The organism is Thermosyntropha sp., assembly GCF_017656155.1.
GTDB lineage: Bacteria > Bacillota > Syntrophomonadia > Syntrophomonadales > Syntrophomonadaceae > Thermosyntropha.
The window spans coordinates 72,969-92,277 of sequence record NZ_JACDOH010000004.1 but is presented as its reverse complement, the minus strand read 5'-3'; the positions used below and the strand labels follow the sequence as shown (position 1 = coordinate 92,277).

Sequence of the window (19,309 nt, the reverse complement as noted above, 5' to 3'; positions counted from 1 at the left end):
TCTAACTCTATCCTTTCTACTAAAAAATTAAAATATGTGACGATTATTATTTTTTTTTGTTTCTTGTTTAAAAATAACTTATTATGAAAAGGAAAAGTTTTGCTATAAGATATTATTTATATTTGAGATTTCTGTATTAAATAATCTACTATGTCTTCCAGCCCTATTAAGCCAACTACTTTATTGTTATTATCTATTACCGGAACTGCTGATATATTGTTTTCCCGTATGATTTTGGCTACAGTTATTATATCATCTTCCGGATTTACGGTTACTACCGATTTGGTCATGGCCAGTTGGACTGGGTAATCTTCAAAATGCCCGGGTTGCCGCAAGAACCTGTATATATCGGCTTTGACTATTATGCCCTGCAGCTGGTCATTTTCATCTACTACTACTGCCACGCTTTTTTTGTGCTTTTCCATTTCGGATAGAGAAAAAAGCAACTGTTTGTTCAGGATAGATTTTGATAAAACCTTTATTTATTATTTCATTTAGCATGATTTTAAGCCCCCCTGATTGTTTAATCTATATTAATTATACTTATTGTAATTAAGTTTAGGCTACAATATATGTAATCATTTCCTGATTTATTTGTCCTTCACAGTAAAGACACAAAAACAGGTTAAAATATTATTGTTTGGAATTATTGAATAACGAGGAGGGAGGTTGTTTGAAAAAGGTTTTAATTGTAGATGATGAGGAGCGTATTCGCAGGCTGGTAAGTGACTTTTTGAGCAGAGAAAATTTTAAAGTACTGGAAGCAAAGAATGGAAAGGAAGGACTAGAAATTTTCGAAGAAGATGAAAATATTGACTTGATAATTCTGGATGTAATGATGCCGGAATATGATGGCTGGGCTGTTTTGCGCGAAATTAGGAAAAGATCCAGGTTACCGGTTATAATGCTTACAGCCAGGGATGGAGAAGAAGATGAACTTTTTGGGTTTGAACTGGGAGCAGATGAATATATAAGCAAACCTTTCAGCCCTCTGGTTTTAACCGCGAGGGTTAAGGCTCTTTTGCGGCGAGCGGGGGGAGAGAATAGAGCGGTTAAGATTTTTAAAGGCCTTAAAATAGATGAAAATGCTCGTCGTGTGGAGGTAAATGGAGAGAGGGTAGAGCTTACATTAAAAGAATTTGAACTTCTTAATTATTTGGCAGAAAATGAAGGAAGGGCTTTAAGCAGGGAGCAGATTTTAAATGCGGTCTGGGATATAAATTATTATGGTGATATGCGGACAGTAGATACCCATATAAAAAAGCTGCGCATGAAACTTAAAGATAAGGGGGAGTATATAAAAACTGTCAGAGGAATAGGTTATAGATTTGAGGGGGAAAAATGAGAAGGTCTATAACATTTAAGCTCTTTATAAGCTTTATTTTATGGGGAATTTTTTTTGTCAGTTTTTCATGGTTTCTAAATACTAACTATATGAAGGATTTTTATATTAAACAGAAAGAAAAACTTTTAAAGGATATAGCTTTGGACATAGATAGTTTTTACACCGGGGATTTGGAAGATATAGATTTGAAACTGGAAAGTTTAGAGAGGGGAAGAGGGCTTTCCCTGTTTATTTTAGATAGCCATTTGCGCCCTAAGTATGCTACCAGAGGTGGCATAGGACATATGCCTATGAGAAGAGAACTGCGTTTTTTATTGAATGCCTATAAGACTTCGGAAGATAAAGAGATTTTTGCGATTGTTGCTGATCCTATGCTTAAAACTAATTTTTTGAATATAATTTATGCCTTGAATAACGGGGATATTATGGTTTTAAGCACTCCGTTGGAAGCTATAGAGGAGAGTGCAGGGATAGCCAACAGGTTTTTCCTATTTTCTGCTTCGGTAAGTTTGGCTTTAGGAATTTTCCTTATATTCTTATGGGCACGCAGGTTTACCCATCCGATTTTAGAAATGAATTATATAGCCAGGCAGATGGCCAAGTTAGATTTTAGCCGCCGGTGTGAAGTTAAAAGAGAAGATGAGCTGGGACAGCTGGCTGAAAGCCTTAATTCCCTTTCGGATCAGCTTAATCAGGCAATTTTAGATTTGAAACAAGCTAATGAAAAGCTGAAAGATGATATTGAAAGAGAACGTCGGATAGAGGAAATGAGAAAAGAATTTATATATAATGTATCTCATGAATTTAAAACACCTCTTGCATTAATTCGCGGTTATGCGGAAGGGCTTAAGCTTAATGTGGCAGAAAGCGAAGAAGACAAAAATTTTTATTGTGAGGTTATAATGGAAGAAACAGAAAAGATGAATAAACTTGTGCGCGAACTTCTAGATCTTGCTCAGATGGAATCGGGCAATATGGAACTGGAAAAAGAAAGGTTTATCTTATCTCTCTTTGTTTCTGATATTTTGCACAAGTATCACCCCTTGTTTAGAGAAAAAGAAATAAAGCTTGTAGTTGATGTGCCGGAAGACCTGGAAGTTTGTGCTGATTATATGCGGACAGAACAGATTATCACCAATTATATAAATAATGCCCTTAATCATGTAGATGAAAATAAAATTATCAAAATAAATGCTTGGGAAAGAGGAGATAAAGTGAGAATTTCGGTATATAATTCGGGGCAGCATATACCGGAAGATGATTTGGATAAAGTTTTCATGAGCTTTTATAAAGTAGATAAGGCGAGAACCAGGGCTTATGGAGGAACCGGTCTTGGTTTAGCAGTAGTTAAGGCCATTCAGGAGCTGGATGGAAATCTTTACGGGGTTGATAATGTAGAAGGTGGGGTTTCGTTCTGGTTTGAATTGGATTTAGCTTAATTTTAGATTTAAAAAATTTTTTGCAGGAATTATCGAGATTTTTACGAATAAAATTATTTAATGAGGAATAATTAGAGATACTTATTTATTGAGGGGGTAGGTAAAAATGACTTAGATGAGGTAGAGGTTTTATTTTATATAGTGCGATTTATTTAAGTTTAAGGAGAGGGGTTTTAAAATGGCTGCATATGAAAGTCAGGTAGAAGATAACATTATAATATTCACCTTCTGCAATGGCAAGGTAAACTCAATAAGCCGGGAGACTTTACAAGGCTTGGAAGAGGCCATTGATCGTGTGAATAATGAAGAAGAGCTTAAAGGAATTATAATTACTGGGCAGGAACGGTATTTTTCCGGGGGGTTTGATTTAGAGACTTTTACTACTTTTGAAAGTCCTGAAGCTATTGTCGATTGGTTCCAATATGAAGAAGAAATTTTATATAAGCTTTTTACCTGTTCTAAGCCGGTAGTAGCGGCGATAAACGGACATGCTACTGCAGCAGGTATGATTGTTTCTATGGCCTGTGACTATAAGATTGCCAAAAATCATCCCAAAATAAAGATAGGGATGACAGAAATTAAGATAGGCTTATCTTTGACTCCGGCTGAAGGGGAAATAATGCGTTTTGGTTTAGGTTCTGAAAAGAATTTCCGGGATATAATCTTTAAAGGAGAATTGGTAAGTCCGGCATTTTGTGTAGAAAGAGGTATATTTGATGAGCTGGCAGAAGATGAAGAAACCCTTATAAAAAGAGCTAAAGAAGTAGTAACCAGTCTTATTGATACTCCGGGTCGTCCTTTTATATTGCTTAAGTATCTGGAAAGAAAGCCGTATGCTGAGTATATGCGTAATTTTATAGACAATTATGATTTTGATCTTTTGATTAAAACGTTTACTGATGAAAATGTAATTAATACTTTAAAGGCAGTTAAGGCGGCTATAAGCTAGTTTTTGATAAAATCTGACTAGAAGAGCCCTTTTAAAAAGGGTTCTTTTTTTATTTGACAAAGAATTTATTGTTTGACTCTGGGAAAAGATAAGTATGGTTTGATTTGCATTTTAAATTAAAGAGGTGAGAGCCTGGTGAATAAAAAATACTGGAATATTTTTATTACAGGTTTGCTTTGTGTGTTTTTTTTAGCCGGTTGCTTAAATTCTGATGATAAAGGAGCTTCTAAAAAGCCACTCAGGGAAGAAAAACCTGAAGCACCTTCGTCTTTGAAAAAGATTATTTCTGATATTGATAAAATAAATGAAGAGCTGATGAAGAAAGTTAAAGAAGAAAAAGAGTTAAAAGCTAAAAAGAAACAGGAAAAAGAATCTGCTAATGATGAAGGAGGACAAGATAAAAAAACTAAATCTGAAAAATTCGGATCAGAAATGGGATTAAATAAAGAAAAGGAATTGCTGGGTAGGATGTATAGAGAATGGAACATGCTAGAACCTGAACTGGTAAAAGAGGGGATAAATAAGAGTGAGCGGGAGAATTTTCAAAAAGGATTGGATGAATTGGGAAAGGCAGTTCAGGAGGAAAGCAAGGCTGATGCATTGCTGGCTGGTTTAAAGATGTATAAACATTATGCAGATATTTCGCGTTTTTTTGCGGTTCCTGTGCCAGCTGATTTTTATATGGTGAAATACGAAGCTTTAACTGCCGCAACTCTAGCAGAGAATAGGGATTTTGATAAGGCAAGAAAACATTTGCCGGCTATGCTGGAATATTGGAATATGCTTAAAGTGCAGAAAAAACAGGCAGATGCTAAGCTTTTAAATCAGGTGGAATTCTCCCTGTATGATTTAAAACAGGTGATAGAAAATAAAGAGGGTATGCTTTTGGTCTGGAAAACTGAAGTGGTAAAGGGCAATTTCGAACAGCTGGAGGATAGCTTATCGGGAATGTAATTTAGGGTATAACCCTATCAACCTTGATTTCTAAAATCCTGCCTTTGAGCCGATTGTGTACTCTGGCCTTCAATATTTTCCTTCTTTATTTTGATGGATAATATGAACTATTTATACTTTAAAATTCCGTATATAAACATAAAGATAAACATCATAATCTAGAGTTATAAACTGTCCAAATGTTTTCTATTAGCATGGTTTAAACTTTATTTGTAAAATTTATTAAGCTGGGGTTAAAGTTTTTAATGCTATAATATAATAGGTTTTTGATGGGAAAAGTTAAATGAGGTTTTGGCTGAGGAGGAAAATAGGCGATGGAGTTTTCTTGGCAGGAAATAATATTTTCTTTTTTAGGCGGTTTAGGGCTGTTTTTGTTTGGGCTTAAATTTATGTCAGATGGTTTACAGTCGGTAGCCGGGAATCGGATGCGAACTATTTTGGAGCAGGGGACTAAAAGTCCGATTAGAGGAGTTTTTACCGGAATGTTGGTTACCGGCCTTATTCAAAGCAGCAGCGCTACCACGGTTTTAACAGTAGGGCTGGTTAATGCTGAGCTCTTGACTTTGAGACAGGCAATTGGTGTAATTATGGGGGCTAATATAGGGACAACAATTACAGCTTATTTAATAGGTTTTAATTTAAAAGAGTATGCCCTTCCTATAATAGCTTTAGGAGTACTTCTTTTTATGTTTGCCAAAAATAAAAGGCTGCAGCTTGTTGGACAGGCTGTGTTTGGTTTTGGCCTTTTGTTTTTTGGGCTTACTATTATGGGACACGGAATGAAGCCTTTAAAAGACCTACCTTTTTTCATTAATCTCATGATGAGCATTGATAATAATGCTATTTTCGGGGTATTAATTGGAGCAGTTTTTACGGCTATAGTTCAGAGCAGCAGTGCAACTATTGGGGTTTTGCAGGAGTTGGCTTATCAGGGAGCAGTTGCTTATAAGCAGGCAGTTCCTATTTTATTTGGAGATAATATAGGAACTACGATAACTGCTCTTTTGGCGGCAATTGGAACCGGAGCGGCAGCTAAGCGCACGGCACTTACGCATTTTATATTTAATATGTTAGGGACTATAATTTTCTTGCCTCTTTTTATTCTAGGTATTTTTGAAAAGATAGTCGTGCTTTTTACCAACTACTTTTTTACCCTTATTCCAGGGTTTGCAGGCACTTGGGATACTCTGAACATAAAGTTGCAGATTGCTCAGACCCATGCGGTTTTCAATATAAGTAATACCTTACTTCAATTGCCTTTGGTAGGTCTGCTTGCATTTATTGTAACTAAGCTGATTCCTGAAGATAAGACTGAAGATGAAGTTGTTGAATTTAAACCAAAATATATTGATAGAATATTCCTTAGTAATCCTCCGGTAGCCTTGGCTCAGGCTTACCGCGAGACCCTTCGTATGGCTGAACTGGCTGTTCAGGCATTTAACAATGCAGTAGAATATTTTGAAACTAGGGATCAGAAACTTCATCAAAAGGGGATGGCTTTAGAAGAAACAGTGGACAATTTGGAGAGAGAAATTACAGATTATGTTGTTTTAGCTTCTGAAAAGCGTTTGTCAAAGGAAGACTCTAATCGAGCTTATATAATCTTGCAGTCTCTAAATGACATTGAAAGAATAGCTGACCACAGTGAAAACATAATTGACCAAGCAGATTATGCTACCAAATATAATGTGAATTTTTCCGGGGAAGCCCAGAAAGAACTGTCTAATATAATTGATATGACCAAGGAAACACTTCGTTTAGCTTTTAGGGCTTTAGAAAAGAACGACAAGGATTTAGCGCGCAAAGTTATGCAGAATGAGAGAATGGTGGAAAAACTCCAGGCAGAATATCGAAAAGCTCATATAAGAAGGCTTAATGAAAGGGTATGCAACGGTAATAATGGGGCAGTATTTTTGGATTTATTGAGTAATATAAAAAGAATAAATGAACACTGTCGTAATATTGCAGGATATGTTTTGGATGAAGTTGCCTGATCCTGATAATATAGTGTAGTAAATGCAGCATTTTTTAAGATGCTGCATTATTTTAGCGATATGTGATGCCTATGACGCTATGGTCAGTGAAAGACCTTATAAGAAGGCGATGCCAAAAGAGGAGGCCCTGGAGATTTTGCGAAAAGGAGCCGGGATTCAATTTGATCCGGAACTGGTTGAGATATTTTGCCGGTATATCAAAGAAAAAGCAGGGTAGAAAATCTGCTCTGCTTTTTCTATTTTGAGGATAAAAATTAGCTTTTTTCTTGCTTTTCCTCTCACTGAAAAAGTGGTATTTTTAGTTAAAGGATAAAAACGGAGGGGGATATAGGCAGTGCTGAATGAAGTGTGCCAAGCCTTGAAAGACAGGAAAGCTGGGATATTAGGACAAGAGAAGATGTTCAAGTCAGCAGTTTTACTACCTTTGGTAAAGAAAAATGGTGAGATTAGTGTGCTTTTTGAAAAAAGGGCGGCCAATCTTTCGCATCAGCCGGGGGAAATATCTTTTCCCGGAGGAAAAATAGAAAGTTATGATGAGAATCCCCAGGCTGCAGCGGTGCGGGAAACTTGTGAAGAATTAGGACTTTCTCCTGATTGTATAGAAGTTATAGCCCCTTTAGATATAATGGTAAGCCCTTTTAATGTAATTGTTTATCCTTACTGTGCTTCTATTTCTTCTTTTGAAGCGATAAAACCTCTCACGGATGAGGTAGAGGAGGTTTTTGTTGTTCCTTTAGAGTATCTAAAAACTTATAAGCCAATAGTTAATCGAATCAAACTTGAGCCTCGTCTGCCTGATGATTATCCTGTCCATCTTATTCCTAACGGCAAAAAATATGCTTTTAAGAAAGGATACCTTCCGCAGCTTTTTTATCTTTGGGAGGATTATGTTATATGGGGAATGACGGCTAGAATACTGCATAATTTTTTAAATTTAATAAAAAATGATAACGTATGATTTGCCATTTCGGGGGGAGCCTGACCGCTTTTGCTTATCGCCGATTTGTAAATCCGGTGTTGACAGAAAGTATTAAGGCTCATGCAGGCATGGATATTATTGGTATGTATTTGAGAAAATTTCATTTTTTTAGGCATATCCTCCTTATTTAAAGCTCAAACTATTTTTATGAATGAAGGAGTGAGCTGAAGGAGGATCAGATGGTGAAAACAAATGAAAAAGGTTTATCAGCAGGCGGGTTAGTTATGCTGGCATTAGGGACTGTAATAGGTGGGTCTTTCTTTTTGGGATCAGCTATTGCTATAAATGCTGCCGGCCCAGGTGTAATAGTAGCTTTTTTGTTAGGTGGGGCATTAGTTTATATTATCCTTTTTTCTCTATCGGAGATGACGGTAGCTTATCCGGCAGCAGGCTCTTTTAGAACCTTTAGTGAACATATGTATGGCTTTATGGCAGGTTTTGTAGTAGGCTGGGTTTACTGGACAGGGCTGGTTTTGGCTATGTCTAGTGAGGCTATTGCGGTATCCGTATTCATCAGGACATATCTTCCGAGTTTCTCTTTACCAGTGCTGGGAGCTGCAGTTATTATTGCAGTAACTTTGATTAATCTGTTGGGAGTAGATAAACTGAGTAAACTTGAAAGCAGTCTGGCAGGAGTAAAGATATTTGCTATCATAGGTTTTATAGTCCTTGCTGTTTTGCTTGTAGCTGGATTAATTTCAGGACGGGTGCCTGTAGGTATAGGGGAAATATTAAGCGAACCTTTTTTTCCTAATGGAATAGCTGGGATAGCAGGCAGTATGCTTATAGTGATGTTTACTTATGCAGGTTTTGAAATTGTTGGTTTAGCTGCTTCGGAAGCATATAATGCTAAAGAAACTGTGCCGCGTGCTATAACCTTTACAGTTCTTTCTTTAGTAGGGCTATATGTAGTGGCTGTTGGACTTTTGCTTTTTTTGGTTCCTACTGCCGTTTTAAATGAAAAAGTAAGCCCTCTGGTAAGTGCTTTAAATCGCCACGGTTTAAGCCTTGCTTCAACAGTTATTAATGCAGTTTTAATTACAGCCATTTTTTCTACAATGATGGCAGCAGTTTTTGGAATTGCCCGTATGCTGCGTTCTTTGGCAGATGAAGGACATGCTCCGAAATGGCTTAAAGATAGAGGAGATATTCCCTATCGCGGTATATTATTTTCAGGGTTAGCTATGCTTTTCGGTTTAGCTATGGGATTTATTCTTCCTCAGAGAATTTATCTTTTTTTAGTAAGTTCGGGAGGTTTTGCTTTCCTGTTTGTTTATCTGACCATTGTAGCTACCCATTTGAAATTTCGAAAAATTTACGGTTGTCCTCCGAAAGGAAAGTGTCAGTTGCCTCTTTATCCTTATACTAATATTGTTGCGATTATTTTTCTCTTAGTAATAATGGCAAGTATGCCTTTTATAAAAGGGCAGGGCTCAGGATTAATTGCTGGTTTAAGTTTGGTATTCTTATATGTTTTGATTTATTTTGTAAAGAAACATGTGGAGGATAAAAAGGGCATTGAAGAAGTTATACGCCATGAATTAAGTTATTTCAGACTGCAGACAGCAATGGAGGCAGCTAAAGAATTTCCGTTACCAAATGGATGTAAGTCATGCATGGAAAATCAACAAGATGATAGTTGATAAACAAAATGGCATTATTGTATGATGTATACTTTACAAAAAAATATCCATAAAACGACATTATGTAATATAATTAAAAGATATATAGAAAATTATTACTGTGAGGAGATGAAAATAAAATATGTCGGAAAGGATTCGTCTAGAAAAAACCAGTTCTCCTAAAGCAAAGCCTGATTTTAACAAACTGGGTTTTGGAAATCATTTTACTGATCATATGTTTATAATGGACTATACAGAAGGCAAAGGATGGCATGACCCGCGTATAGTGCCTTATCAAAATCTTTGTCTTGATCCGGCTACTATGGTATTTCATTATGGACAGGCTATATTCGAAGGCTTAAAGGCTTATAAGGCAGTAGACGGCAGAATTCTTCTTTTCAGGCCGGAGCAAAATATGCGGAGAATAAACATTTCAAATGAGCGTATGTGTATACCTCCTATTGATGAAGGATTTGCAGTAGAAGCAGTAAAAGAACTGGTCAAGGTTGATAAGGACTGGATACCTGATGCTGAAGGAACTTCTCTTTATATAAGGCCTTTTATCATTGCAACTGACCCATATTTGGGAGTACGACCTTCCTTAACCTATCAATTTATAATAATTTTATCTCCGGTAGGAGCTTATTATCCGGAAGGGATAAATCCGGTCAAGATTTATGTGGAGACTAATTATGTGCGGGCAGTTAAAGGCGGTGTAGGATATGCCAAAACACCGGGAAATTATGCGGCAAGCCTCAAAGCTCAGGTAGAAGCGCATGAAAAAGGATATACCCAGGTATTATGGCTGGACGGGGTTGAAAGAAAATACATAGAAGAAGTTGGCACCATGAATGTTTTCTTCAAGATAGCGGGAGAAGTAATTACTCCTGCTTTGCAAGGAAGCATTCTCCCCGGTATAACCAGGGATTCTACCATTCAGCTTTTAAAGAGCTGGAATGTACCGGTTACTGAAAGACGCATAAGCATAGAAGAAGTATATGAAGCTCATAAGAAAGGATTGCTCGAAGAAGTTTTCGGAACAGGAACTGCTGCAGTTATATCACCGGTAGGAGAGCTTAACTGGAATGAAAATATAATAACGGTAAATGAAGGCAAGACTGGAGAATTATCAGCTAAGATCTATGAGACTATAACTGGAATACAGTATGGTAGAATCGAAGATAAATTTAGTTGGACTATGGAAGTTAAATAAATTTATTTAAAGAGCCACAGTAATGTGGTTCTTTTACCTGTCTTGACAAATTATAAGATTATAAGACAAAATATTAGTTGATTACAAGTGAATATCAAGAATAGAGGCGCAGCATTTAAGAGTACTTTAGCTGAGGTAAGCACGATGAGGCTTAAGGAAAGGAAATGCTGCCGAAGTCTGCAGCTGATGCTTTAAGGCTGTATGGCTGGGGCTGCATAGAATATATGCAGCACTGTCACAAATAGTTTTTATTTGTGGAGGGCTATTCTTAAGCGATAGAAGTAATAAGATTACTTTTGGACCTTGAGAAAAATCCTCAAGGTTTTTTTATGTTTGCTCTATTTTTGATATTCGCGAATTTTTACAGAGGAGAGGATGAAATGAAGCTAAGATCTAACAAACACTTGTTATGGCTCTTTTTTTTGTTCGCAATAGTATTTACTTTAGGCGAAGCGGAAACAGTTATGGCAGCAGGGACTGATATACCTCCGGAAGTGGCTGCTATGGTAGAAAAATATGGAGTATTTACACTTGTTCCTCCACTTTTGGCGATAGTTTTGGCTTTTATAACTAAAAATGTTATATTCTCATTATTTTTGGGAGTGCTTTCCGGCACTTTTATGCTGGAGCTTAATGGAGCTAATGTTTTTGCTGCTTTAGGCAAGGGGTTTTTGCTTCTTATAGGCAAGGCTTTAGCTTCTTTGGCTGATCCATGGGATGCAGGAATTATTTTACAGGTTATGGCAATTGGAGGGGTAATTGCCCTTATAACTAGGATGGGAGGAGCCAAAGCTATAGCGGAAGCTTTAGCCAAGAGAGCTACTACTCCCCGGAGTTCTCAAATTGTAACTTGGCTTATGGGACTTATAATCTTTTTCGATGATTACGCGAACTCGCTTATAGTTGGGCCAATTATGCGGCCGGTAAATGATGCTTTAAGGATTTCGAGGGAAAAACTGGCCTTTATTATCGATGCTACAGCTGCTCCGATAGCAGGGATTGCTCTTATATCTACATGGGTAGGCTATGAAATAGGTGTTATTAAGGATGCATTTGATTCTATAGGCATGACAGTTAATGCTTATGCTCTCTTTGTTCAGACTATTCCATACCGTTTTTATAATATTCTGCTTTTAGCTTTTGTAGTACTCAGTGCTTTAATGCTGCGTGATTTTGGACCTATGCTTAAAGCAGAGAGAAGGGCAAGAGAAACTGGAAAGGTTATGGCAGATGATGCCAAACCCATGATTTCGGTAGAAACAACGGCTTTAGAACCTGCTCCGGGAGCAAAGCTTAACATCTGGAATGCGCTCATTCCTCTTCTTGTGCTTATTATTGGAGCTGTTGGAGGTTTTTACTATAACGGATATAATGCGATAATGGCGGGGGAAGATAAGGCTTTAATAAATCTTTTGACAGCTGCTCCACTTTCTTTTAAGGCGATTCAAGAAGCTTTCGGAAATGCTGATGCCAGTGTGGTTCTTTTTCAGGCGGCAATTTTAGCAGGAATTGTAGCTATAATCATGGGTGTTTGGCAAAAGATATTTTCTTTGGGAGAAGCTATAGATACCTGGGTGCAGGGAATAAAATCGATGGTTATAACCGGGGTAATTCTTCTGTTAGCCTGGTCTATAAGCAGCGTAATCAAAGATTTAGGTACAGCTCACTGGCTTACCAATGCCTTGAAAGATTCTATACCGGCTTTTATTCTGCCGACAGTTATATTTGTTTTAGGAGCAGTTATATCTTTTGCAACCGGGACTTCTTATGGAACTATGGGTATACTTATGCCTCTTGCAGTGCCTTTAGCCTATGCGCTTTCTCCCGATATGGGGTATATGATTGTATGTACTTCGGCTGTTTTGACTGGAGCTATATTTGGAGATCACTGTTCGCCTATTTCAGATACGACTATTTTATCGTCCATGGGTGCTGCATGTGACCATATTGCCCATGTTAATACACAGCTTTGGTATGCGATTACGGTTGCTTTAGTTACCATAATTTTTGGATATATTCCGGCTGGATTAGGATTGTCGATATGGCTTGTTCTTCCAATTTCTATTCTGGTTATAGCTCTGGTCATAAGATTTATAGGAAAACCGGTGGAAGCGGTGGAGTAATCGAGTAAAAAAGCCTGCCTTAAGGCAGGCTTTTTCTTATGATGATATAACCGGAATGCTGAATCTTTCTTCCGCTAGGGACTGGTCGGCCAAGACCCTTATATATTCAACATTGGGATCGGAGGTTCCCTGCAGTTCGCAGTTTTCATTTTTTAATACCTTGAGGTATTCTACTATATCTGCTGTTATCCGCTCACCCATACATACTACCGGAATTCCCGGGGGATAAGCCATGATGTTTTCACCCGCAATTTCTCCCACCGCATCTTCAAGTTTTATAACCTTTTTCGTGCTGTAAAAGGCCTCCCTTGGTGGAACTACCATTTCCGGGTTATGAGGAATCCGGGTAGAGTTTTTCAGGATATTTTTGCTGCATTTGTCTGCAATATTGCGCAGTGCTTTTGTAAGTGCTTTAAGATCTTCAGGTCTGTCGGCAATGCTCATTATAGCTAAAATATTATAGAGATCAGCCAGTTCAATTTGAATATTATATTCTCTGCGCAGTTTAGTTTCCATCTGATATCCGGTATAGCCGAGTCCGACGATATTTATGCCCAGCTTAGTTTCATCAAAGTCAAAGCATCCGGGTGTTCCTTTTAATTCTTTACCAAAGGCATAAACCTCATCAATTCGGTTAAGCTGATATCTGGTCTCTCTGGCCAGCTCCAGAGTGTGAGTCAGAAGTTCTCTTCCTCTGGTGGCCAGCTGCTTACGCGCCACATCCAATGAACACATAAGCAGATATGATCCGCTTGAGGTATAGGTTAAGTTTAATACCTGCCGGACAGTTGAAGGCATGATGGTTTTGCTGTTGAGCAGCAAAACAGAACTTTGGGTCATGGAGCCGGCTGTTTTGTGCATGCTGGCTGCACTCATGTCAGCTCCCGCTTCCATGGCGGTAAGGGGAAGATCATCGTGAAAATACATGTGAGCCCCATGTGCTTCATCTACCAGGACAGCCATGCCATAAGCATGTGCTATATTGACAATACTTTTTAAATCAGAAACTACCCCGTAATAAGTAGGATTTATAACGAAAACGGCCTTGGAGTCAGGATGTTCCTGTATGGCTTTTTTTATGGTTTCTACACTTACTCCCATGGCAATTCCGAGCCTGGTATTTATTTCAGGCTGGACATATACCGGCACTGCTCCGCTTAAGATTATGCCACCTATAACTGATTTATGGGCATTGCGGGGAATAATTATTTTATCTCCGGGAGAGCAGGCACTCATTATCATGGCCTGGACTCCTGAAGTAGTGCCGTTAACCAGGAAGAAAGCATGTTCGGCTCCAAATGCTTCGGCACAGAGTTTTTCGGCTTCAGCGATTACTCCGGTAGGATTATTGATATAATCGAGATCTTCCATGCCGTTAGCATCCATTTGCAGGGCTCGATAACCTATATATTCAGCCAGTTCTGGAAGTCCGCGTCCTTGCTTGTGACCGGGGACATGGAACTGGATTACTTTGTCTTCCACGTATTTTTTTACTGCATCGAATAATGGTGTTTTGTTCTGGTCTAATCTGAACATTTCCCCTTACTCCTTTCTCAGGTTACCAAAATGATATTATAGCAGAAAATCATTATTTTATATAGATAATTTATGATAAAAAAATTAAAAATTTTGCATCTCTGTATTTGAGCGGAAAATGGGAATTTTTTCATTAATATACCATTTCCAGTTTGGGAAAAGTTTGAATTGTGAAAAATTCACAATATAATAATTTTTTATGTATTAATTATAAATACTAATAACAAATAAACATAAGAAAGGATTACAATGAAATTAGATATTGGAAGAATAAAATATTAATTAAGGGAGGGAGAGCTGTGTTAACCATAACTGACGAACAAGTAGTATATTCACTTAGCCCGAATAATGCTCCAGTAGCAGAAGCAGAGCCAGGAGAAACTGTTATATTTTATACTAAAGATTGTTTTAGTAATCAAATTCAGACAGAAGCAGATCTTTTTGAAGCAGTTGGTTGGGCAACCATAAATCCTGCAACCGGTCCGCTTGCCATAAAAGGAGCAAGGCCTGGTGATACTCTCGTAGTCTATATTGAAGATATAGAGATTGCTGATCAGGGTTGTATGGTTACTGTGCCTGGTATGGGGGCAGCCGGAGATCTTATCGAAAAAAGTGAGACAAAGATAGTACCAATTAAAAATGGCAAAGCAGTTTTTAACGAAAAAATAAGTATTCCTATCCGACCTATGATAGGGGTTATTGGGACTGCACCAGCCAATGATGATATTCCTTGTGGAACTCCAGGTAAACACGGAGGAAACATGGATACTAAGTTGATAGGCAAAGGTACAACCCTTTATCTGCCCGTTTGGGTTGAGGGGGCTTTATTGGCTATGGGCGATCTCCATGCTGTAATGGGTGATGGAGAAGTATCGGTAACTGGAGTAGAGATACCTGGTAAGGTAACTGTCAAGGTTGATTTAATTAAAAATAAAAGCGAGGAATGGCCTGTTTTAGAGACGGAAGAGAGCTTTTATGTTATTGCTTCTGCTGAAGATCTTGATGAAGCTTCTGATTTCGCTCTTAAAGGTATGATTCAGTTTTTGTGCAAGCGAACTGATATGAACATGCACGAGATAGTTTCGTTACTTAGCGCTGTTGGAAATATGGAGATATGTCAGGTTGTGGATCCGTTGAAAACTGTGCGTATGGGTATATCCAAAAATATCATGCAAAACTATAATCTTAAGTTTTAGTCTGATTGGTAAATATCCGAATTTGTATATATTTGACCGTTTTCACTTTAATATTTGAAAGCGGTCTTTATTATTTTTATCAGGAAAGGACAGTTGTTAAATTGAAGTAGCTGGCTAATCCTTAATACCTTTAGAGAAAATCTATCCGAATAATACGAATTACAAACAACAGTTTTTGTTTTATCCACGGTTATTCTTAACTATTATTTCTCCTGTTTCACAGCCCAGGTCAGCAGCAAGAACAGGACACTTTACTTTCAGCAGGAAAAAAATTTCTTTATCTTTTACCTCGCTCAATGTTTCATAATTTGCCTGTCCTTTGGCTATAACAAGGTCAGCTTTACTAAACTCCCGTAAAAAATCATCTGAGCAGAGTTCCAAAATAGTTCCTGGCGCATCAGTCCCATTACTTATTACTCTTACTATGTCCGTAAGTCCGACTGTTTCTGCATCTTCCAGTGTGGCATCATTTATTATAGGAGCACCTTTTACTGCATAAACTATCTTTTCCAGCGGCATTTCTTCCAACAAAACGCGGTCAAATACTATTTCACCCGCATTATCCCCTAAAAAAAGAATACGCTCAGCCTTAGAAATACTTTCTTTAAATTTCTGCAAGTTATCAGCAGGAAGCTCCTGCTTCAGACAGCTTTCTAGGGTTTTTTCCACCATTTTTTCATCAATATCTGCTGTCACCCCAAAATCTATAATGTTTCCGGCAATAGATATTTTTATAGCTTTTTCTATCGGATCAGGAGAATTTTTAACTATTTCCTTTAACTTTGGGTACATTTCCAGTGCAGCCCGATTAAACCTCTCCTTTACTTCTTTATACGGGTCTTTTATTCCGGTGAAATTGCGAATGAACTCATGTATTCGGTGTGCCATGTAGGGCGGAGACTGACGCAGATCAAGCTGCGAAGTTTCTATCAGAATTTCTTTTATTATCTTTTCCTGTAAACGGGGGTCATCAGTAACAAATCTCAAGGCTTCTATTGTCTGCCTTATAAAACAGGGAATACAGTCCAAATATGTTTTCATTAATTATCTCTCCTTGCTATTTTGGAGTTCTGTTAACTTAAATCATATTTGCAATCGTAGAACCTCAGTGTTTATGCTGTTGGTGTAAGTTACCAGCTTCACCCCCAAACATAAACAAAGGAGGTTCTACGAAAATGGGTAACTTATCCTGTCCTAAGTGTTCAAGTAATTCTCTTTGGAAATACGGCCGCGATTATAAAGGTCGTCAAAAATATTGCTGTAAAAAATGCCGTACTCAATTTGTCCCTGAAGCAAGTCGACATAAGCAGCTTAATATTAAATGCCCTTGGTGTGGCTGTGCTATGGAAGTCTACAAACGCCGCAAGTTCTACACTTATCATTATTAAAGTTTTGCCCTGCCGGAAAAGGCTAACTCGGTTAAATAATAGCCACAGCCATTATCCCCTGATTTAATTATCGTCAAGAATATAATCATATACACGAAATAGCCAAAAAAACGGGAAAAGGTTTCAACTGGTTTGTTCTTTTTGAATGATTCTAAAAAGAAGTAACCAAATATTATAGCAGTTATGTTATGCCAATAATAAGAAAAGCAGTTTCGTAAAGGCCAAAAAGGATATAGTGATTTTGGAATCCAAGGTGTGATTAAAGCGTATAAGGCAGGAATACAGATTGCCAGAAATATTATCCAGTCAAAAGTCCATACCCCTGATTGTTTAGTTTTCGAGAGGAAATGGGGAACGGCAAATATAAGACCTATTATAAAAGGATGGAGTATTGAGAAAATATAGTAGAATCTTTTATAAGGCCAATGATCAGGCGTTTGATCTTGAAGACGAAAAGAAACCATATCGCCCAATTTAAGCAATATTATAAAAGAAACTATATATAAAAGAAAACCGAGGAATTTATTTAAATTCAACTTATTTAATCCCCTTTATCTATTTTTTTAATATTTAATTTATGCTTGGCTTAATGCGGGCTTCTAATTGAGTATTTAAAAAAAAGAAATTATATCGATATTTGTCTTAAACAATAGCCGATAAATCAATACCTGTAGATCTATTATTAGAATATATAAATTGCGTAATGTCGTTTTTATCAATGCCCTTTACTTGTTGTAATTTTGGTATACTTTTTTATTAATTAAACAAGATTTCCGTTTTTCCTCTATAATAAGTAACCAATTACGAGCAAAAATGGCCCTCTTACCACATGTATGTGTATACAAAAGTTACCATATGACCATATACTTGTAAGTAAGTTAACTAGAGGAGTGGTTAAATGTATCCCCTGCCATGGTATGGCATTTTATTAATATCCGTGCCTCAAACACTGCTGGTAATAGAATTGGGGTTTGGGCTGTTTGGATTAAATTTAGACCTGAAAAAAGCCTTATTAGTAGCGTTTATAGCAGGTTTTATAACTTATTTCTTAAGACAAAGCAGTGTAGCATTTGGGTTACACACGATAATCTTGATAATAACCGTGGCATTTTTAGTTACTGTTATCGCACATACTGATATCCTGCACAGCTTGGCTGCATCACTGCTCGGGTTTATGCTTCTTGGGGTTATTGAGGGAGTATGTCTGCCCCTGTTCCTGAAAATGACGTCAAAGACTGTGAGAGACCTCGCATTACATCCAGGGCTCAATATATTAGCGTTTGTACCAGTTTTGCTAATTGCGTTAGCCCTATTTATACTGATTCGGCGCAATAATTTTGTTATCTATGACTTGGAGGAAGGAACCGATCAGATATGAAGCTGAAGAATATCGATGTGCAGAAAACATGCTTGATACTGGACACCCTGCGGTAATGGGTTTGCTAAATACTAAACGTAATATTGCACAATCGCAGGGTATAGAATTTGCTGTTGCTGTAAAGTGCGATATCTCCAGGATTAATATACCCCCCTGGGGTTTAAACAGTATTCTAGGTAATCTCTTGGACAACGCTATAGAAGCTGCGATTTATGATGTTAACCCCCCGGGTAATCATAGAATTCCTGTATGAGGACGGATACTACTGGGTTTACATAGAAAATAACGGTGCTGTAATCGCTGATAAGGCTAAAATATTTGAGCCGGGATTTTCTACTAAGGATCCCTGCTCCAGAGGATACGGTTTATATCTGGTCAAGATCCTGATAGATAAATACGGAGGAGATATTGAGGTATTGTCAAACCGGCAGACGACCGTGATACTAAAATTACCCTGCGAAGGAATAAATGGTGCTAATAAGCACCGTCTCCCAGACCAAATCATATATTGATTTCCTATGCTCATTGTTACAGGGAAGAAATTTTAACCGACTGCAGGAGGGTATCGAACCCAAGGGTGTTATTATATTTTATTTCTCCGAGGATATAGGAACCATATACTGCTTCTGTTTCAGGTCCTGTCATCAACCACAATAAAAATTAAGCAATCTGTTATTGGCTAAAAAATAAATAAAAATTGGGCAATCTCCCGAAAAGGCTTATGCAAAATGTATCCTTTCAGGAGAAATAAAAAGGAAAAGATTTTTTATGAAAAAAACGCCGGCAGAATTACTCAACTCTTATTGTGATTTGTAATTTACTTTTCTTTGATTAGCTTAATAAGCTCTTCCATATTGTGCAAAATTTCTTGGCTGATCTTGTGTTTTTGATATATAGTCTTAATCATTATAATCAATGCGCCGATTATTAAAGCATACATAAACAAAAGTATAATTATGTATAGTATTGAGCCAGTCAATATTTTGTCCTCCTTTCATCAATTATGGTCGATTATTTTACTAAAAATGCCTATCTCAATGTAGGAGAGGCTTAAGCCCCATAATGCCTGGATTTTATTTCCGATATTTGTATTATAATACCAGAAGGGTTTATAAGGGTCAACAGGTGCTGGAGCCGTAAAGTATTAATATTACTACATCTCTTATTAAATCGCTTAATAATAGCAATGAAAT

The 19,309-nt window shown here is 37.4% G+C and carries 21 protein-coding genes and 1 riboswitch; of the genes, 16 read left to right on the top strand and 5 right to left on the bottom strand.

Annotated features, from left to right (window positions below; all coding sequences use genetic code 11):
• Positions 1–116: 116 nt before the first annotated feature.
• The gene (locus tag H0Z36_RS05355) at positions 117–425 is read right to left on the bottom strand and encodes a CBS domain-containing protein (protein WP_296864220.1); all 309 of its coding nucleotides are present in this window, start codon (positions 423–425) and stop codon (positions 117–119) included.
• Positions 426–673: 248 nt separating this feature from the next.
• Between H0Z36_RS05355 and H0Z36_RS05350 the strand changes: the two genes are divergently transcribed.
• From H0Z36_RS05350 to H0Z36_RS05300, 11 genes are all read left to right on the top strand, one after another.
• Positions 674–1,345, top strand: coding sequence for a response regulator transcription factor (locus H0Z36_RS05350; protein ID WP_296864219.1), 672 nt, complete (start codon positions 674–676; stop codon positions 1,343–1,345).
• Between the two features lie 89 nt (positions 1,346–1,434).
• Positions 1,435–2,784, top strand: a complete 1,350-nt coding sequence (locus H0Z36_RS05345) for a HAMP domain-containing sensor histidine kinase (protein WP_296864218.1) — start codon at positions 1,435–1,437, stop codon at positions 2,782–2,784.
• 178 nt (positions 2,785–2,962) lie between these two features.
• Positions 2,963–3,733 carry an enoyl-CoA hydratase/isomerase family protein gene (locus H0Z36_RS05340; RefSeq protein ID WP_296864217.1) on the top strand — a complete coding sequence of 257 codons (771 nt, stop codon included), beginning with the start codon at positions 2,963–2,965 and terminating at the stop codon, positions 3,731–3,733.
• 135 nt (positions 3,734–3,868) lie between these two features.
• On the top strand, positions 3,869–4,687 hold the full coding sequence (locus H0Z36_RS05335) for a hypothetical protein (RefSeq protein ID WP_296864216.1): 819 nt from the start codon (positions 3,869–3,871) through the stop codon (positions 4,685–4,687).
• 314 nt (positions 4,688–5,001) lie between these two features.
• A complete protein-coding gene (locus tag H0Z36_RS05330) occupies positions 5,002–6,681 on the top strand; it encodes a Na/Pi cotransporter family protein (protein ID WP_296864215.1) in 1,680 nt (559 codons plus the stop codon).
• 22 nt (positions 6,682–6,703) lie between these two features.
• Entirely contained in the window at positions 6,704–6,898 is a 195-nt protein-coding gene (locus H0Z36_RS05325) for an HD domain-containing phosphohydrolase (RefSeq protein WP_296864214.1), read from the top strand.
• A 117-nt stretch (positions 6,899–7,015) separates the two neighbouring features.
• The gene (locus H0Z36_RS05320) at positions 7,016–7,639 is read left to right on the top strand and encodes a CoA pyrophosphatase (protein ID WP_296864213.1); all 624 of its coding nucleotides are present in this window, start codon (positions 7,016–7,018) and stop codon (positions 7,637–7,639) included.
• Complete coding sequence (locus H0Z36_RS05315; RefSeq protein ID WP_296864212.1) at positions 7,636–7,791, top strand: DUF436 family protein; 156 nt, start codon at positions 7,636–7,638, stop codon at positions 7,789–7,791. The genes H0Z36_RS05320 and H0Z36_RS05315 overlap by 4 nt, the downstream gene beginning before the upstream one ends.
• A gap of 48 nt (positions 7,792–7,839) precedes the next feature.
• The gene (locus H0Z36_RS05310) at positions 7,840–9,303 is read left to right on the top strand and encodes an amino acid permease (protein WP_296864211.1); all 1,464 of its coding nucleotides are present in this window, start codon (positions 7,840–7,842) and stop codon (positions 9,301–9,303) included.
• A gap of 121 nt (positions 9,304–9,424) precedes the next feature.
• The gene (locus tag H0Z36_RS05305) at positions 9,425–10,495 is read left to right on the top strand and encodes a branched-chain amino acid aminotransferase (protein WP_296864210.1); all 1,071 of its coding nucleotides are present in this window, start codon (positions 9,425–9,427) and stop codon (positions 10,493–10,495) included.
• 93 nt (positions 10,496–10,588) lie between these two features.
• Positions 10,589–10,768, top strand: a riboswitch (Lysine riboswitch).
• 107 nt (positions 10,769–10,875) lie between these two features.
• On the top strand, positions 10,876–12,618 hold the full coding sequence (locus H0Z36_RS05300; RefSeq protein WP_296864209.1) for a Na+/H+ antiporter NhaC family protein: 1,743 nt from the start codon (positions 10,876–10,878) through the stop codon (positions 12,616–12,618).
• 36 nt (positions 12,619–12,654) lie between these two features.
• Here H0Z36_RS05300 and H0Z36_RS05295 read toward each other — a convergent pair whose 3' ends face one another.
• Positions 12,655–14,154: an aminotransferase class I/II-fold pyridoxal phosphate-dependent enzyme gene (locus H0Z36_RS05295; protein ID WP_296864208.1), complete on the bottom strand. Its 1,500-nt coding sequence runs from the start codon at positions 14,152–14,154 to the stop codon at positions 12,655–12,657.
• Between the two features lie 299 nt (positions 14,155–14,453).
• On the opposite strand from H0Z36_RS05295, the gene H0Z36_RS05290 reads away from it, so the two are divergent.
• Positions 14,454–15,350, top strand: a complete 897-nt coding sequence (locus tag H0Z36_RS05290; RefSeq protein WP_296864207.1) for an acetamidase/formamidase family protein — start codon at positions 14,454–14,456, stop codon at positions 15,348–15,350.
• Positions 15,351–15,530: 180 nt separating this feature from the next.
• Here the strand turns inward: H0Z36_RS05290 and H0Z36_RS05285 are convergent, their stop codons facing one another.
• Positions 15,531–16,391: an ARMT1-like domain-containing protein gene (locus tag H0Z36_RS05285; RefSeq protein ID WP_296864206.1), complete on the bottom strand. Its 861-nt coding sequence runs from the start codon at positions 16,389–16,391 to the stop codon at positions 15,531–15,533.
• 134 nt (positions 16,392–16,525) lie between these two features.
• Between H0Z36_RS05285 and H0Z36_RS10660 the strand changes: the two genes are divergently transcribed.
• Positions 16,526–16,738, top strand: a complete 213-nt coding sequence (locus tag H0Z36_RS10660) for an IS1 family transposase (RefSeq protein WP_366508867.1) — start codon at positions 16,526–16,528, stop codon at positions 16,736–16,738.
• On the opposite strand, the gene H0Z36_RS05280 is transcribed toward H0Z36_RS10660, so the two are convergent.
• Positions 16,735–17,274: a hypothetical protein gene (locus H0Z36_RS05280; protein WP_296864205.1), complete on the bottom strand. Its 540-nt coding sequence runs from the start codon at positions 17,272–17,274 to the stop codon at positions 16,735–16,737. The genes H0Z36_RS10660 and H0Z36_RS05280 overlap by 4 nt on opposite strands.
• Positions 17,275–17,636: 362 nt before the next feature.
• Here H0Z36_RS05280 and H0Z36_RS05275 point away from each other — a divergent pair, with 362 nt between their 5' ends.
• From H0Z36_RS05275 to H0Z36_RS05265, 3 genes are read left to right on the top strand one after another with little or no spacing between them, the layout of a single operon-like run.
• Complete coding sequence (locus H0Z36_RS05275; RefSeq protein WP_296864204.1) at positions 17,637–18,116, top strand: hypothetical protein; 480 nt, start codon at positions 17,637–17,639, stop codon at positions 18,114–18,116.
• Positions 18,085–18,369: a hypothetical protein gene (locus tag H0Z36_RS05270; protein ID WP_296864203.1), complete on the top strand. Its 285-nt coding sequence runs from the start codon at positions 18,085–18,087 to the stop codon at positions 18,367–18,369. Before H0Z36_RS05275 ends, H0Z36_RS05270 begins: the two co-directional genes overlap by 32 nt.
• Positions 18,329–18,628 (top strand): ATP-binding protein, encoded by a 300-nt coding sequence (locus H0Z36_RS05265; protein ID WP_296864202.1) that lies wholly within the window; start codon positions 18,329–18,331, stop codon positions 18,626–18,628. Before H0Z36_RS05270 ends, H0Z36_RS05265 begins: the two co-directional genes overlap by 41 nt.
• A gap of 305 nt (positions 18,629–18,933) precedes the next feature.
• Here the strand turns inward: H0Z36_RS05265 and H0Z36_RS05260 are convergent, their stop codons facing one another.
• Positions 18,934–19,095: a hypothetical protein gene (locus tag H0Z36_RS05260; RefSeq protein WP_296864201.1), complete on the bottom strand. Its 162-nt coding sequence runs from the start codon at positions 19,093–19,095 to the stop codon at positions 18,934–18,936.
• Positions 19,096–19,309 lie beyond the last annotated feature (214 nt).